This is a genomic window from Acholeplasma laidlawii PG-8A (genome assembly GCF_000018785.1).
Classification (GTDB): Bacteria; Bacillota_I; Bacilli_A; order Acholeplasmatales; family Acholeplasmataceae; genus Acholeplasma; species Acholeplasma laidlawii.
Window position 1 is genome coordinate 474,982 of sequence record NC_010163.1, and the last position, 17,015, is coordinate 491,996.

Annotated in this window: 13 protein-coding genes and 1 tRNA gene; 13 read left to right on the forward strand and 1 reads right to left on the reverse strand. The window is 33.1% G+C overall.

Annotated features, from left to right (window positions below; translation table 11 throughout):
* Window positions 1–36 precede the first annotated feature (36 nt).
* Window positions 37–1,911: a heavy metal translocating P-type ATPase gene (locus ACL_RS02265; protein WP_012242403.1), complete on the reverse strand. Its 1,875-nt coding sequence runs from the start codon at window positions 1,909–1,911 to the stop codon at window positions 37–39.
* Window positions 1,912–2,145: 234 nt separating this feature from the next.
* Between ACL_RS02265 and ACL_RS02270 the strand changes: the two genes are divergently transcribed.
* The 13 genes from ACL_RS02270 (at window position 2,146) to ACL_RS07200 (ending at window position 16,958) form a co-directional block, all read left to right on the forward strand.
* Window positions 2,146–2,220: transfer RNA gene (locus ACL_RS02270), tRNA-Val, on the forward strand.
* A 245-nt stretch (window positions 2,221–2,465) separates the two neighbouring features.
* Window positions 2,466–6,899, forward strand: coding sequence for a hypothetical protein (locus ACL_RS02275; RefSeq protein ID WP_148201784.1), 4,434 nt, complete (start codon window positions 2,466–2,468; stop codon window positions 6,897–6,899).
* Between the two features lie 116 nt (window positions 6,900–7,015).
* Complete coding sequence (locus tag ACL_RS02280) at window positions 7,016–7,675, forward strand: hypothetical protein (RefSeq protein ID WP_041633807.1); 660 nt, start codon at window positions 7,016–7,018, stop codon at window positions 7,673–7,675.
* A 428-nt stretch (window positions 7,676–8,103) separates the two neighbouring features.
* Entirely contained in the window at window positions 8,104–8,559 is a 456-nt protein-coding gene (gene accB / locus ACL_RS02285; protein ID WP_012242407.1) for an acetyl-CoA carboxylase biotin carboxyl carrier protein, read from the forward strand.
* Window positions 8,559–9,938 carry an acetyl-CoA carboxylase biotin carboxylase subunit gene (gene accC, locus ACL_RS02290; protein WP_012242408.1) on the forward strand — a complete coding sequence of 460 codons (1,380 nt, stop codon included), beginning with the start codon at window positions 8,559–8,561 and terminating at the stop codon, window positions 9,936–9,938. The genes accB and accC overlap by 1 nt, the downstream gene beginning before the upstream one ends.
* Entirely contained in the window at window positions 9,919–10,797 is an 879-nt protein-coding gene (accD, locus tag ACL_RS02295; protein WP_012242409.1) for an acetyl-CoA carboxylase, carboxyltransferase subunit beta, read from the forward strand. Before accC ends, accD begins: the two co-directional genes overlap by 20 nt.
* A complete protein-coding gene (locus ACL_RS02300) occupies window positions 10,794–11,627 on the forward strand; it encodes an acetyl-CoA carboxylase carboxyltransferase subunit alpha (protein WP_012242410.1) in 834 nt (277 codons plus the stop codon). The genes accD and ACL_RS02300 overlap by 4 nt, the downstream gene beginning before the upstream one ends.
* Window positions 11,608–12,540, forward strand: coding sequence for a beta-ketoacyl-ACP synthase III (locus ACL_RS02305; RefSeq protein ID WP_012242411.1), 933 nt, complete (start codon window positions 11,608–11,610; stop codon window positions 12,538–12,540). The genes ACL_RS02300 and ACL_RS02305 overlap by 20 nt, the downstream gene beginning before the upstream one ends.
* 9 nt (window positions 12,541–12,549) lie before the next feature.
* A complete protein-coding gene (locus ACL_RS02310) occupies window positions 12,550–13,470 on the forward strand; it encodes an ACP S-malonyltransferase (protein ID WP_012242412.1) in 921 nt (306 codons plus the stop codon).
* Window positions 13,470–14,216, forward strand: a complete 747-nt coding sequence (gene fabG / locus ACL_RS02315) for a 3-oxoacyl-[acyl-carrier-protein] reductase (protein ID WP_012242413.1) — start codon at window positions 13,470–13,472, stop codon at window positions 14,214–14,216. Before ACL_RS02310 ends, fabG begins: the two co-directional genes overlap by 1 nt.
* A 14-nt stretch (window positions 14,217–14,230) precedes the next feature.
* A complete protein-coding gene (fabF, locus tag ACL_RS02320) occupies window positions 14,231–15,469 on the forward strand; it encodes a beta-ketoacyl-ACP synthase II (RefSeq protein ID WP_012242414.1) in 1,239 nt (412 codons plus the stop codon).
* 2 nt (window positions 15,470–15,471) lie between these two features.
* Window positions 15,472–15,900, forward strand: coding sequence for a 3-hydroxyacyl-ACP dehydratase FabZ (fabZ, locus tag ACL_RS02325; protein ID WP_012242415.1), 429 nt, complete (start codon window positions 15,472–15,474; stop codon window positions 15,898–15,900).
* 2 nt (window positions 15,901–15,902) lie between these two features.
* Window positions 15,903–16,958, forward strand: coding sequence for a biotin--[acetyl-CoA-carboxylase] ligase (locus ACL_RS07200; protein ID WP_012242416.1), 1,056 nt, complete (start codon window positions 15,903–15,905; stop codon window positions 16,956–16,958).
* Window positions 16,959–17,015: the final 57 nt, after the last annotated feature.

Here is a 17,015-nt window from a genome sequence, read left to right on the forward strand (position 1 = left end):
GGACCATCTTTCATTCGAAAGGTGATCCTTTTTGTTTTATTTTTTAGCTAACATGCGTAAACCATTTAAGATAACTAATATGGTAGAACCTTCATGGGCTACAACGCCAAATGGAAGATTGACTAATCCAAAGATATTAAATGAAAGTAATGTAAGTATAACAAGCAATGAGAATATCATATTTTGATAGATGATAGATTGATTAGCTTTTGAGATTCTAAAGATCTTATCAATGTTTTCAATTTTATTATTCATGAAGATGATATCCGCAGTTTCAAGTGACACATCAGATCCACTTCCCATAGAGGCACCAATGTCTGCAATGGCTAGTGCTGGTGCATCATTTACACCGTCTCCAACCATCATGACTTTACCATATTGTTTTTGAAGTTCGATAATGTGTGCACTCTTTTCATGTGGTAATGCATCTGAAATAATAACATCAATACCCGCTTTTTGCGCAATCGCGTGAGCTGTTGCATTGTTATCACCTGTAAGAAGAATAGGTATGATGTTTTCTTTTTTAAGTTTCATGACCATTTCTTTAACGTTTGGTCTTAATTTATCAATGAGTGAAATATAACCAATTAAATGATCATTCAAGATAATTTGAACAATAGAGTTACCGTTGGATTGGCTTTCTACCATTTTTGGAGTCACTACATCAGATTTATTATGTTCAAACTTTCCAATTTTATATTCATCTTTACCTAATTTAAGTGACATACCTTTTCCAGGTATTTCTGTTACTGGATTTGGTTTATAGGTTGTTGAATCTTCTAAAAAAGTAGTAATTGCACTTGCTAGCGCATGATTAGATAGTTTTTCTACTGAGTAGACAATATCAAGAATATCTTGTTTATTATAATTAGGATCGACAAATACATCAACAACTGCAGGTTTACCTTCTGTGATTGTACCAGTCTTATCAAATACCACAACTTTGATGCGACTTAAGTCTTCTAAGTATTTACCACCTTTAATTAATACTCTACCTCTTGCAGCATTAGATAAAGTAGATAACATTGTAGGTGCAACACTTGCCATAAGTGCACATGGAGAACCAACAACTAACACAACCGTACCACGGTAGAATGCTTGATCCCAAGTCCATGTGTTAGTTAGTGGTGGAATCAGCATGAAACCTATCGCAAGAAGTATTACAAAATACACATACCATTTTTCGATTTTTTCAATACGTGTTTGTGTATGACCTTGATTATCTTGTGCATCGCGAACAAGTTTAATAATTTTATTGACAACGAACTCTTCTGGTCGTGTTGTAATCTTAACTAAAATCGCTGAGTTTAGATTATATGTACCTGCAAATACCTCTTCATTTTCACCTTTATTTACTGGCATAGATTCACCAGTAATTGCAGCTTGGTTAATTGCGGTTGAACCTTTAAAGATAAGACCATCAACTGGAATTGCATCCCCAACCTTTACAATAACAATGTCTCCAAGTTTAAGATCATTAATTGCTACAACCGTCTCTACACCATCTTGGTAAAGGGTTGCTCTTTCAGGCGAAAGATTTAATAAAGAAGTTAATTCTTTTTGTGATTTATTATGTGCAAATGTTTCCATTAAACCAGAAATTGCAAATATCATAATAAGTAATGCGGCTTCAAGTGGATTACCAATGATAAATGCTGACACAGCTGCAATAATCATCAAGATTTCTACGTTTAATGCCTTGTTAGCAATAGTTTCTTCAACACCTTCTTTAGCTTTGAAGAATCCACCTAATACAAAGGACAATGCGTATAACACGACAAGTGGTGTTGGAACAATGTCACCAGTATTTGGCATCACTGTAAAGTTTAATATGACGGCTACTACTAAGAGTAGAACCGATGTGACAACGAACATAAGTTCGATATTTAATCTAGTAAATATTTTTTTCATATAGACCTCGTTTCTTAGTAATAATCTACCACCAATATTATAAATAGTCAACTTATTTATAAAAATAATTACCTTATTTATAATAATTATAATGAGCAAGTGTTCTATTTAAAATAATTATAAATTGGTAATTTTTACTTATAAAAAGTATAATTAAGAAACTCAAAAAAGGGATGGAAATATTTGATTATCGCTTAGGCATATGATACAATACTATTGCGTCAAAATTTCAACGCACAATTAGCTCAGCGGGAGAGCACCTGCTTGACGTGCAGGGGGTCACAAGTTCAATCCTTGTATTGTGCACCATGTTAACATTGATTAGAGATTCTTCTGCGAGAGTCTCTTTTTTTAATCCTAAAACATTAATTAACAAAAAACTATATAAAAGATATATAATAAAGGTGATTTATCGGTTACCTAATTTATATTAAGGGGAGGACTTCATATGGAAGGTTTTGATGTAAGTCTAGTTCCAACTATTTTCTTGGCATTTCAAGGCATTGTGATTGGACTATTTGTTTTGGTACACATATTTCTAGGTAGAAAAAGAGGTGTTGTTAAAACGTTCCTGGTTTTTTATTGGTGAAATTATTTTAGTATTTGTTTTACTTTGGGGATTAGGATTATTCCAAACAAACGATTGGGTAACAGAAGCAATGGTACGTCAGTACATCTCCTTGATACCTTTTGGTAATGAACAACTTGTTGAATACATGGATGAGATTGTAGCTAGTGGTATGTTACCTCTTGTTTTAGCAATTGTCGATTTAAGTATTAAAATGAGTATCTTCATTGTCTTTTATACAATCCTAAGAGCTATATTTAAGTGGATCTTGTTTGGTATACCTTGGTTAATATTTATTAAACCGATTGTTAAGGATAAAGAAAAGAATAAATTTTTAGGCGGTATCGTAGGTATTTTTAGAGGTGCCTTTGCTGGATTTTTCTTAATCTTTCCTGTCTTAATCATCATTAATACAGTAGTTGGTGAGGGTGTTGAGTTAGATAATCCCGAATACAATGATATTGCCCAAGCAGTATCACAAGCAAATCAATATAACTTTGTTAAATATATTAATGATGCGACTAAAGTTAATGATGTTGGTCTAGCAGATTTCATGTTTGACCTAGCCTTTAAATCTAAAGTCAATGATGACGAAATGATTGTTTGGCGTGTCGAATTAAAATGGATTGCTGAAGCAGGTAAAGTAGCACTACCTTATATATTAGATGAAAATTCGGAAATGGAAATCACTTTAGCTGAAATCACTAAATTCGAAGGTGCTTTTACCGCGTTTTCTAATTCTCAACTCTTAAACTCAAGTGTCAAACCAATGATGAAATTTGCTATCCTTGTTGCATCAGAACAAGAAGGATTTGATTTCTTATCAGAAACAGAAATTGCTGATTTGATTACACAAATCGATGGTGTAGATATTGATTTATCAAACGATGTCAATGAAGTATATCTTGCAGCTAAAGAATTATTAACCATACAAGATTATGCACAATGGCAAGCATCGCTTGAAAATATCGGTTTAATCGCAAACTTTGATAGCGATGATCAAGACTTATTTATAAGTGCATTAAATAGATTAGTTACCCTTGATTTACTTAAACTAGCAGATCCTGTTTTATCTGTAGGTATGTATGATCAATCTATCGTTGATCAAATTACTTGGTTAGAAACCAATGAAGAAAAAGTAGAACTACTGAATAGCGTTCGTGCAAAATTAAATGCTTATGAAGGTGAATTTGTCTCAACAACTTTAAACGAACTTGTTGGATTATTTGAGACAACATTCTACAGTTTCCCAGGTATTGATCTTGATGGTGATGGTACAACGGATGTTGAACTATCTGAATTAATAGAAAACATGGAAGACTTAAGTATTATATTGAATAAAGATCCACAATATCATACTTGGTTTAAAGAAGTATTAGATGGTGTTGGTTCATTATCTGTGATTGACGTATTTATGGAACCACTCATGGGTATTGCTTACAGTCAAATAGCTGGTCAAGATGAAATGTTTGATGAAACAGAATTAGCATTATTAAAAGATATTATAGAAACTAACTTTAGCGATAGTGATGACTTAGCAAGAGAACTAACTTGGATTGCTGATGTTTATTATGCAATTGGTAGTTTAGAAGTAGGCGAATTATTAAAAGCTGGTGAAACACCAATTGTCATTATGGACACATTACTTGTTGATAATGATGGTCAACTGCTATTTAAAGAAATGGTAGATACCTTCTTAGAAGGTCAAACAATTAGTGCTTTAACAAATCAAATGAGTAGTGCACTTATTAGAAAATATGTCACTGAACCAGTGACATTAGCTGAACCACTCAACCGTGCAGCAGCAATTTCTTCATTTAATTTTAATACTGAAATTAATGTACTACTAGATGTCTTATTCGGTCTATATGATGAAGGTATGACACTTGAAGCAGCAATGAGTACAGAAGAAGACTCTAATATGCTAGAAACATTATTACCTTCCATCATTACTTATATTAGAGATGAAGCACAAAAAACTAAGTTATTATCATCTAACATCCTATATTCATTCTTAGATTATAACTTATCAAGTATCCCAATGCTTGAAATGCCTGAAGTGATTTATGAAACAGAAGGTATGTATGAAGGTTGGATTAAAAAGACAGAATTATCTAACCTGTTATCTGTTATCGATGGTTTATTAACTGAAATGGAATCTCATGATATGGGCATCCAAGATCTCTTGGGTGGTATGGAATCTATGAATGATTTCTTCCCTGTGATTAAAGGCTATGCAAGTAGTGAAGAAAATAGAGATACACTCTTATCATCTGATATCATTTATAAGACAATAGATGACTTGATTCAAGGTATTGATTTAATTACAATCCCAGAAAATGCAGTTGTTACTGATGTCAACTCACCATATTTTGAATGGACAGATCGTATTGAACTTAAAAAGATATTAGAAGCAATTGTAATTATGAATGTCGATGTACCTCAAGAAGGCGAGCAAATGAACTTAGATGCTATTACAGGTGAACAGATTAATGATGTAATCCTTGTAGAATCTAAAGTCATGACAAGACTACTTACAACCTATATTAAAGATGCAAATATATTTGATATCCCTGAAGTAGCTTATGAAACAAATGAAGCACTAGACCTTAAACAAACAGAACTTGAAGCGTTAGGTAATTTATTGGTTGATTTAAACCTTACATTAGGGGACTTAATTGGTGGTGGCGCTGGTAACTTACTAGATAGTTATTATGTAAGTGACCTAACAAGCTTAGATTATAGTCAATCCTATCTAATTAAAGGATTTATTACCCACGGTATTAAAACCGGTATTGGCACACCGCATACACTTGCACTTGATACAACATACCCAGAAGTTTTAAGTAATACTGAAATCGGTGAATTATTCAACATCTTAAATGCATTAGATACTATACCATCCATGACTGTACAAGGATTAATGGATACACTGGATCCAACCGTTTTAACCTATGAACAAACATCTGATATCATTAATAGTGGAGACTCTATCGTTATTAGATCTTTATTTAGTGATAATTTATTAGGTACTCAAATCATTAGTGACCTAACACTTCAAGATGTAGCATATCATGATAATAATGGTACCTATGTATATGATTTAATTAGTTACAATGAAATGAAAAAATTAGTCGATGCACTTGCTAACTTATTTGAACCAACAGATGTTGTTGTTGACTCTGTTACAAACCTAGATACAGATACATTAACCATTCATAATATGATGCTCATGCATCAAGAAACATCTAGTATCATCCGCACATTAATGAGTGATTCTATTATTGGGTTTGCAACACCTCAAAGAATCTCTGATGATGCTTATGATCTAATGGCACCAGGTGATTTAACTTACGTAGAATTAACTAATTTCTTAAATGCGATCGCTGTATTAGATTCTACATATAATGATGGTGACTTAAATAATGACTTACCAGTAACAGATTTAGTGGATACATTAGCAGGTACTGTAGGTCAACTTAAACTTGGACAAATGCAAAGTATGCATCAAGAAGGCTCACTGATTATGCAAAAATTCATGTCAGAAGGTATTATCACAGCTGTACAAAGACCAAATGTTAGAGATGATGCATTTAGTGACCTAACAATGGAAATGGTTGATCACAGTGAAATTACGAAGTTACTCCTATCACTTAATGATATTGCATTATCTATGCATGCAAATGATCAAAACTTAGCTGATGATGAAACAATTACCAATGTAGTATCTAACATCTCAACAAACCTAGAAACAGCACTGATTCGTACAATAGCTACAAGAGAATCTATTATTGTTTATAGAAAAGTAACAAATGCAATCAATTCAAGCCTACCAGTTGCAATACCTACACTAGCACTACAAAACCATGCATATACAGGTGATGATATTACATCGACTGAACTTGTTAACTTGACTTACGCGCTTGAAGACTTTGGCTTTACAAATATTGATACATCGCTAGTTGACTCCGGGGCATCTGATTTATTAAATGTAAAAGATGCATTAACTAGAAACTCTTATATTATAGATAGAATGATTTCAGATGCTGTAACTACTGCAGGTTTAGATACTGTAGAATCTCATACTGGTATGGAAGATCCACTAATTGATATTCAAAAAGATGAACTTACAAATTTAGTAGACGCGTTTATTGCATTTGGTATTAGTGATATCAATAATGCTACAAGTACAAGCATGGCTACATTATATGCAAGTGCTCAAGCAATGAATGAAACCGAATTTAACGCTTATATCGATTTTGTTGAACCGTATGATCCATTAACAGAAGATCTCGGATTAACTATCGTTAAAGACTTCTTGATTGCTAAACTAGATAACCAAATTCCAGATCCGTTTAACTTCCCAAATAATATCTCAGTTACAAACCGTCAAGAACTACATGATTTAATTTACCCATAAAAATTTAAGTACTTACAAACCCAGAAGAAACTCATTCTGGGTTTGTATCTACGTCATAAGAGTAACATTGAATAAAAAATAATGTATAATAGAACTATGAAAGGTAGGGGATGTGTATGAAACCGTCATATGGATGGCTTCTTAAGTGGATTCTAGCAGCAATATTAATCGCTGTAGGTCTTACAATGTTTTTCCAAATAGATTTAGTATTTTTAATTACAGGTATAGTGATTGTAGTGTTTTCACTATTTAGAGTGGTACCCCTTGTCAAATCACTTAACAAAGAAATTTTAAGAACAATTAACTTAATTGAGATTATCTTTGATTTTCTATTAGGTGCATTAATGATTTATGTGGGTTATGAATCCATTAATTCAGGTAATGCAATTGACCCAATTTGGAGTCAAGTATATAAATACACCTTAGCATTTGTATTCTTAGCTCGTGGTGTTGTATTCTTTTATTCCACAGTATTTTTGGAAGAGAAAACAGAACAAATTAAGTTTTGGACACATATTGTTGTATTTGCAATTGGCGCATTAATCCTTGGATTAAAAGACTTTGATGAATCTGCAATTGCATGGTTATTACTTGTTATTTCACTATTAGGTGGTGCCTACTTAATCTACGATGGATCTAGAGGCTATGGTAAATACCGTGAGTACAGTTTGGGTATAAACACTAAAAAGGAAAAGGCTAAAAATGTAGAAAAAGAATTACCTACAACAGATAAGCCACAACCTGAAAAAGATAGTGACAGACCATATATAAGTTAAGCATTATAAGGAAAAAACTCTTAAAAAGCGCTAAATAAGCGCTTTTTTTAATGTTGTATGTACATATAATTAAATCAGTTCTACATCTACTATAAAGTATATTTAATAAATTTTCTAAAATAAAATAATGATGTGTATAGTTTGGCTTGTATACCATAAAACTTATGAAGTATATACATACTAAACTTTGAAACGAAAATAATTTAAAAGGAAAGTGTTTTCAATAATTTGAACTTCAAAACAATTGACAAATGGCTTAAAAGTGATAGAATGTTAATAAGTTTGAAGTTCAAGATAATTCAAGCTTAGCTTCATCACATCATTATAAGATATATTTACTGAATATGCCTATGCGTATTTGGCCTTTATTGCGTTTTAAAAACACAAGATCTAATGATGTATAAAAAAAATGAAAACGAGAGAACAATATGAAACTAAATGAAATCAAAAGTATTATAAAAGACTTTGAAACATCCACTCTTACAGTTTTACAATTAGAGACTGATAATGTGAAGTTAAAATTATCCAAAAATAAAGAAAACAATGTAGAACAAGTCGTGCAATCAACAGATGCTACAGCAAGCACCCAAATAGTACACAATCCTCAAACAGCTGTACCGGTTGCACCAACGCCTAACTTAGGTGATTTAGCAATCAAATCACCGCTTGTAGGCACTTTTTATGAAGCGTCCTCACCTGATGCTGAACCATTTGTAAAAGTTGGTGATGTGGTCAAAAAAGGACAAGTTGTATGTATTGTCGAAGCGATGAAAATTATGAATGAGATTACATCGTCAGTAGATGGCAAGGTGACTAAAATCAACTTTAAAAATGGTGATGTTGTAGGGTTTGATGATGTCTTATTTGCAGTGGTGCAAGCGTAATGGCACAAAACAAGGTATTAGTAGCAAACCGTGGTGAAATTGCTGTTCGTATTATTAGAGCATGTAAAGAATTAGGTATACCTGTTGTAGCGGTCTATTCAACTGCTGATAAATCTTCACTTCATACAAAATTAGCAGATGAAGCAGTTTGTATTGGGTCTGCAAGATCCAAAGATAGTTATTTAAATATGCAGGCTGTATTAAGTGCAGCAATCGCAACAGGATGTAATGCCATTCACCCAGGTTATGGCTTTTTAGCAGAGAATGCTAAATTTATCGAGATGGTTGAAGCAACAGGTATTAAGTTTATCGGCCCATCATCTAACGTTGTTAGTAAATTAGGCGATAAAGCGACTGCTAGAGCGATTGCTAAAGCAGTAGGTGTTCCAGTCGTTGAAGGTTCTGATGGTGTTGTTGAAAACAAGGAGATCGGATTAAAGATTGCTAAACAGATTGGTTATCCTATTATGATTAAAGCAAGTTCTGGTGGTGGTGGACGTGGTATTAGCGTATGTCACAATGATACAGAATTCAAAAAGGCTTTTGACATGACATCGATGGAGGCAGAATCAGCATTTGGCGATAAATCTGTCTATATTGAAAAATTTGTAGAAAATCCAAGACATATTGAAATCCAAATTATTGCAGATAGTAAAGGCAATGTCGTGCATTTATATGAACGTGATTGTTCAATGCAAAGACGTAATCAAAAATTAATTGAAGAAGCACCGTCTTCTATTTTAAATGAGGACTTAAGACGCAAAATGGGTCAATCTGCAGTTAAGTTAGCTAAACATGTAGGCTATGAAAATGCTGGAACCATTGAATTTTTAGTTGACTCTAGAAAAAATTACTATTTTATTGAAATGAATACACGTATTCAAGTAGAACATCCAGTTACTGAGATGATTACAGGTATTGATCTTGTTAAAGAACAAATTAAAATAGCATATGGTAAACCTCTAAGCTTTAAACAACGTGATGTCAAGATTACAGGGCATGCGATTGAATGTAGAATCAATGCTGAGGATCCAATGAATAACTTTATGCCGGCTCCTGGTAAAATCGGTAAGATTTTACTTCCAGGTGGTTTTAATGTACGCTTTGATTCTCATATATATCCAGATTACGAGGTACCACCTTTCTATGATTCAATGTTGGGTAAATTAATTGTATTTGCACCTACTAGAAAAGAAGCGATGCGTAAAATGCGCATTGCATTAGAACAATTAGTTATTGAAGGTATTACTACAAATATTGAATATCATTATGCAATATTACATGCTACTGATTTTATTAAAGGTACATATGATACAGGATTTGTAGCTAAATTTAATGGATTAATCCAAGGTGAATATAATGAATCACTTATTGGATGAACGTAAAAGAAGATTATCTCAGTTTCATGAGATTATTAAAAAAAGACCTATAGAAACTAGGCCAGTAGATATTCCTGATGGTGTATTTAGTCAGTGTGAACAATGTAACTCTGCAATCTATAATAAGGATTTAGAACATAACTATGAAGTATGTCCTTATTGTAGTTACCATTTTAAAATTAATGCGGTAAAGCGTTTAAAGTATACACTTGATGAGGATACTTTTAAACCTTTATTTGAGAACATAACATCCAAAAATCCTCTAGGCATGCCTGAATATGAAGAAAAGTTAGATAAAGGTATGAGAATGGCAAAAATGAATGAAGCATTTTTAGCAGGAACTGGGAAAATAGATGGTCAAAACTTGGCTATCGGTGTTCTTGATTCATATTTTATGATGGGTTCAATGGGTTCAGTTGTAGGGGAGCGTATCACTAGATTAATTGAACATGCTGCTAAGCACAATCTACCGCTTGTTATATTTAGTGCATCCGGTGGAGCACGTATGCAAGAAGGTATTTTAAGTTTAATGCAAATGGCTAAAACATCTGGTGCTTTAAATTTGCTTGATGAAAAAGGCTTAGTATACATTTCTGTAATGACGAATCCAACAACCGGTGGTGTTGCTGCATCCTTTGCAAGTTTAGGGGATATCAATATTGCTGAAAAATCCAGTTTAATTGGTTTCGCAGGTGCTAGAGTTATTAAACAAACAATTGGTCAAGATTTACCAGCTGGTTTTCAAACCGATGCTTTTCAACTTCAAAAAGGACAAGTGGACTTGGTTGTTTTAAGATCTCAATTGAAAAAGACTTTATCAACATTACTTAAACTACATGCTAAGAAGGTGACATCATGACAGATATGGATAAAGTTTGGCAAAGAGTTAAGTTGGCACGTAGTGCTGATAGGCCAACATCAAAGTCACTTATTAAAGCAATCTTCCCTGATTTCATTGAACTACATGGTGATCGTCTTTACGGCGATGATGAAGCTATTGTAGGTGGACTGGCGACCTTTAATGATATACCAGTTACGGTGATTGCTGAAGAAAAGGGTACTGATACACAAAATAGATTAAAACATAATTTTGGTATGCCACATCCTGAAGGTTATCGTAAGGCATTAAGATTGATGAAACAAGCCGAGAAGTTTAAACGTCCTATTATTACAATTATTGATACACCAGGTGCTTATCCGGGACTTGGCGCAGAAGAACGTGGCCAAGCAGGTGCGATTGCATTAAATTTAAAAGAACTGATGGTGTTAAAAACACCTATTATTGTTATTGTATTAGGTGAAGGTGGTTCTGGTGGTGCACTTGCTATAGGTGTAGGCGATCACATTATGATGTTTGAAAATGCGATATATTCTATATTATCACCTGAAGGATTTGCTTCAATTTTATTTAAAGATAGTACACGTGCTAATGAGGCTGCTCATTTAATGAAACTTACAGCAGAAGATTTAAAATCATTTGGTATTATTGATGAAATCATCTTAGAGGGTAAGGGATTAAATACAGACCCTGAAGTCGGTTATACCAATTTAAAGAAACAAATAAGTAAACAACTAACAAAATTAATGAAAACACCTGTAGAAAAACTTCTTGTTAATAGATATGACAAGTTCAAAAAAATGGGTGAATACGAAGAAAGTGTGATCAAAAATGAAGAACTTGCCGATTAAAATAGTAAGCACTGGTCGTTATGCACCAGATAATATTATGACTAATGATGATTTTAGTAAAATATTAGATACGAATGATGAATGGATAACTACTAGAACAGGTATTAAAAGACGCCATATTGCTCAAGGTGAAACCGCAATTGATATGGCATATAAAGCAGCTTTAAAGGCTGTTGAAAATAAAAATTATGATAAAGAAAAAATTGATTTAATTATTGTTGCAAGTATTACATCACCAGTTAAAACACCATCTATTGCAAATTTAATCCAAGCTAAACTTGGACTAAATCATAAAAATATTGTAGCATTTGATATTAATGCTGCATGTAGTGGGTTTGTTTATGCGGTTGAAATTGCAGCAAGTATGATTTCATCAGGTAATTATAAATCAGCATTAGTTATTGGTTCTGAACATATGTCATCTATCCTTGATTGGGAAGACCGTTCAACTGCTATCCTATTTGGTGATGCTGCTGGTGCAGCAATTATTGAAGTAAGTGATAATCCAAAAGATAATGCATATTTCTGGAATGGTTCTAGAGGTGATGATACGGGTATTTTATGGATTGATCCAAAAGTAAAGATGGCTGGACGTGAAGTCTATAAATTTGCAGTGGATATTATGCCTAAAGCTATTCATAAAGTACTTGAAAAAGCAGGACTTACAATTGATGATATCGATTATATTATTCCTCATCAAGCAAACTACAGAATTATTCAAAGTGTTGCTAAAGATATGAATTTACCGATTGAAAGATTTTTAATGAACCTAGAAGAGTATGGTAATACATCCGCAGCAAGTATTCCATTCTTATTAGATGAACATAAGACTAATAACCCTGAAGTTAAAAGAGTTATATTAGTTGGATTTGGCGGCGGATTTACTTGGGGTGCAGCCATCCTAAATGTGTAGGTAACTTTTATGAAAACAGCGATTTTATTTTCTGGTCAAGGTGCTCAATACGTCAACATGGGACTAGATTTCATTGAAAATGTTCCAGAGTTAAAGCATAAACTAGAGTCATACGCAGCTATTTTAGATTTAGACATCTTATCTCATTTAAAAGATGAAACCAAAATAAATGATACAAGATATACACAACCATTAATGGTTGTAGTAGAAATGTTAATCCATGATTACTTAGTATCACAAGGGTTAAAGATTGATGGATATGCAGGCTTTTCATTAGGTGAGTTTGCTGGTCTATATGCTGCGGGATTTTATGAAGCAGAAAACATCTTAAAGATAATTAATATGCGAGCAAAACTTATGCAAGAGGCATCTACCCTAAACCCTGGCGCCATGGCAGCTATCTTATCCCTTAGTGATGATGTTGTTGAGGCAATTTGTAAGGAAGTGTCAACACCAAATGATTTAGTAGTTGCAGCAAACTATAATAGTGATGGTCAACTTGTTATCTCTGGATCTAAAAAAGCAGTACAGTTAGCTGTAGATTTAGCTAAAGAAAAAGGTGCTAGAAGAGCGATGATGCTAAATGTATCAGGAGCCTTCCATTCACCTTATATGAAAGATGCAGGCTCAAGTTTAAAACTTTATGCAGAAAATTTTAAACTTCATGATGCTCATAAAGTACTTTATGCCAATACAACAGCAATGCCATTAAAAAAAGAAGATGTTTTAAATGAAATCTATGAGCAAATAGCAAATCCAGTATATTTCAAACAAACGATTCAACACATGGTTAAAGATGGATTTGAAAGATTTATTGAAGTCGGTCCAGGTCAAGTACTTTCAAGTTTAGTTAAAAAAATTAGTCCTGAAAGCAAAATATATAATGTATCCAAATTTGAGGATATAAAAAATTTAGAGGAGATTTTATAATGAGTTTAAAAGATAAAGTAGCATTAGTAACAGGTGGTTCTACAGGAATTGGTAAAGCTATTGCAACAAAATTAGCATCTATGGGTGCAAATATTGTCATAAACTATTTTGTTGGACCTGAAGAGGCTAAGCAAGTAGCAGACGAATTAGCAAGTACATATCAAGTCAAAGCAATCGCACTTCATGCAGACGTTTCTAATTTCGAATCTGCTCAAAATTTAATTGATGAAACAGTAAGACAAATGGGTACATTAAATATTGTAGTTAATAATGCAGGTATTACTGATGATGCACTCATCCTAAGAATGTCAGAACATCAATTTGACCGTGTCATTAATACAAACTTAAAAGGTGTTTTCAATATATCAAAACACAGTGCAAGGCCATTATTAAAGGCTGGTTATGGTAGAATTATTAATATTGCATCAGTTATTGGTGAATATGGTAATGTTGGCCAAGTAAACTATGGTGCAGCAAAAGCTGGTGTGATTGGAATTACTAAAACCTTAGCAAAAGAGTTTGCATCAAGAAAAGTGACAGTAAACGCAATTGCTCCTGGATTTATTGAAACACAAATGACAAGAAACCTACCTGAACAAGTTCGTGCAGAAATGTTAAGATACATTGCATTAGGTAGTTATGGACAACCTGAAGATATCGCAAATCTAGTTGGATTTTTAGCATCACCAGAAGCAGGATACATCACTGGTGTAGTGATTGATGTTGACGGCGGGTTAACAATTTAAGAGTGGGTGAATATATGAAAAGAAGAGTCGTTATTACAGGGATGGGTACAATTAACCCTGTTGGTAATAGTGTAGATGAATCATTTGATGCCATTATTGATGGTAAGAATGGATTAGGTCCAATTACTTATTTTGATACTGAAAAGGTAAAAATAAGTATTGCTGGTGAATTAAAAAACATTAATTTTGAAGATTACCTAGATAAAAAAGAAATTAAACGTAGTGATAAAGTCATGATTTTAGGTACGATTGCAGCCATGCAAGCATACGAGGATAGCGGACTAAAAGACACTGATTATGACCCATATAGATTTGGTACGTTTGTAACATCTGGAATTGGTGGACTAGATACTATGGAAAAAGATATTTCTATAAAAGCACTACGTGGTGCTGATAGAATTTCACCTTTTTTCATACCAAATTCTATTGTAAATATGGTAGGTGGTATGATATCTATTAAGTTCCAAGTAAAGGGTCCAAATATACCGATTGTTACAGCATGTTCAGCTGCAACAAATGCAATAGGTGAAGCATTCAGAAATATCCGTGATGGATATTTAGATTTAGCTTTCGCAGGTGGTGCAGAGGCAAGTATAAATGAAACTGGTATCGGTGGATTTGCAGCTTTAAAAGCACTTTCAACTGAAACAGATCCTAATAAAGCAAGTCGTCCTTTCGATAAAGAAAGAAGTGGCTTTGTAATGGGAGAAGGTTCAGGGGTTCTTATTTTAGAATCTTTAGAAAGTGCCCAAAAACGTGGTGCTAAAATCTATGCTGAAATCGTTGGTTATGGTTCAACATCAGATGCATTCCATATGACTGCACCAGATAATGCTGCTGATGGATTAACTAAGGCTATTGAGTTAACACTTGAAGATGCTAAAGTATCACCAACTGACGTTGGATATATCAATGCACACGGTACATCCACATTACTAAATGATAAAATTGAAACACTAGGTATTAAACGTGCTTTTAAAGAACATGCATACGATTTGAATGTATCTTCTACAAAAGGTGCAACAGGCCATATGTTAGGTGCAACCGGTGCAGTAGAAAGTATCTTTTGTATCAAAGCACTACAAACAGGTTTAATTCCACCAACAATCAACTACAGTAATGTAGATCCTGAATGTGACTTAAACTATACAGTAAACAAAGCCGTAAAACGTGATATCAATTATGCTATGAATATCAACGTAGGTTTTGGTGGCCAAAATGCAGTTGTGTTATATAAGAAATATGGAGAATAAATATGGCATTATTAAATAGAGAACAAATTCAAGAAATATTACCACATAGAGATCCTTTTTTAATGGTTGATGAAGTTTTAGAACTTGTTGAAAAAGAAAAATGTGTAGGTATTAAATATGTAAAAGCAGAAGAATATTACTTTAAAGGACATTTTCCTCAGTATCCTGTAATGCCTGGTGTATTAATACTAGAAACAATGGCTCAAGTTGGTGCGATTGCTTTACTAAGTATTCCAGAGTTCAAAGGTAAAATCGGATTTTTTACAGGAGCTAACAACGTTAAATGGCGTAAACAAGTACGTCCAGGAGATACTTTAAAAGTTGAAACAGTATTAACCCGTATTCGTGGTGCTTTTGGTGTGGGTAGCGCTAAAGCATGGGTAGAAGGCGAATTAGTATGTGAAGCTGATATTAGTTTTGCTATTGGCTGATCATGGTTAAAGTAAAATTAATAGAGTTTAAAAAAATACCCTCAACCAGTGACTATCTAAAACAAAATTATGAAAAACTGGACTCTTTTACCTTTGTAAGAACAGATTATCAAACTAAAGGTAGAGGTCAATTCGAACGTCAATGGATGAGTGCGAATGGACGTAATTTATTACTTTCGTTTATGATTAAAGATGTACCGATAAATCAGCTGATTACAATCAAAGAATGGGTGAAAAGTAGTATCTTTTCAACACTAGGTTCATTAGGTTTAGATGTATATTTCAAAGAGCCTAATGACGTCTATTGTCATCAAAAAAAGTTATGCGGAATATTGATGGAAACAAAAGGATCGGGCGATAAATTTGATTATGTCATCGTAGGTATTGGTTTAAATGTGAATCAATTTATATTTCACAAGTTTAAGGCAACGTCCATATTTTTAGAAACAAAGAAAACTCAAAATGTAAGAAAGATTATGTCTAAACTAATGACTAATCTTTTAGAAAGTTCATTTTTAAGGTGCAATATGACGATTAAAAGAATTATTATTATATCTATGTTTGCAGCTTTAATTGCTGTCTCTACATTTATGAATGTACCAGTACCACCTGTAAGTTTTACCCTACAAACGTTAATGATTGTGCTTACGGGATTATTATTAACACCTCTAGATGCATTTTTAGCAGTATTAGTCTATTTAACTGCTGGTGCATTTGGTATGCCTATTTTTACAACTGGCGGTGGATTTCAAAGTTTTGTAGCACCGACAGGGGGATTTTTATTATCATTTTTAGTTGTAGCTCCTGGTATATCCTTATTTAAATCTAAAAGTAAAAATATCTTACAAGATGGAATCGTCTTAATGATATTTGGCTTCTTGATTGTTTATTTATTTGGTATAGCAATCTTTATGTATGCGACAAGTTTGGATTTTATATATACCATAGGTGTTTTTATACCATACTATATTTGGGATATAGCAAAACTTATATTTGCTTATGTAGTCTATTACTACATGCCGCAAGCAATCATAGATAAACATTTAAAAGGGATATAAAATCCCTTTTTATTATATAAACCTTAAGCTAAATTACCACAATTTACCAAATGAAGC

Excerpts from the sequence above, each read along its gene's own strand:
- fabZ (WP_012242415.1), top strand. The coding sequence starts at position 15,472 with ATGGCATTATTAAATAGAGAACAAATTCAAGAAATATTACCACATAGA.
- ACL_RS07200 (WP_012242416.1), top strand. The coding sequence starts at position 15,903 with ATGGTTAAAGTAAAATTAATAGAGTTTAAAAAAATACCCTCAACCAGT.
- ACL_RS02280 (WP_041633807.1), top strand. The coding sequence starts at position 7,016 with ATGAAACCGTCATATGGATGGCTTCTTAAGTGGATTCTAGCAGCAATA.
- ACL_RS02310 (WP_012242412.1), top strand. The coding sequence starts at position 12,550 with ATGAAAACAGCGATTTTATTTTCTGGTCAAGGTGCTCAATACGTCAAC.
- accC (WP_012242408.1), top strand. The coding sequence starts at position 8,559 with ATGGCACAAAACAAGGTATTAGTAGCAAACCGTGGTGAAATTGCTGTT.
- fabG (WP_012242413.1), top strand. The coding sequence starts at position 13,470 with ATGAGTTTAAAAGATAAAGTAGCATTAGTAACAGGTGGTTCTACAGGA.
- fabF (WP_012242414.1), top strand. The coding sequence starts at position 14,231 with ATGAAAAGAAGAGTCGTTATTACAGGGATGGGTACAATTAACCCTGTT.
- ACL_RS02305 (WP_012242411.1), top strand. The coding sequence starts at position 11,608 with ATGAAGAACTTGCCGATTAAAATAGTAAGCACTGGTCGTTATGCACCA.
- accB (WP_012242407.1), top strand. The coding sequence starts at position 8,104 with ATGAAACTAAATGAAATCAAAAGTATTATAAAAGACTTTGAAACATCC.
- accD (WP_012242409.1), top strand. The coding sequence starts at position 9,919 with ATGAATCACTTATTGGATGAACGTAAAAGAAGATTATCTCAGTTTCAT.
- ACL_RS02265 (WP_012242403.1), bottom strand. The coding sequence starts at position 1,911 with ATGAAAAAAATATTTACTAGATTAAATATCGAACTTATGTTCGTTGTC.
- ACL_RS02300 (WP_012242410.1), top strand. The coding sequence starts at position 10,794 with ATGACAGATATGGATAAAGTTTGGCAAAGAGTTAAGTTGGCACGTAGT.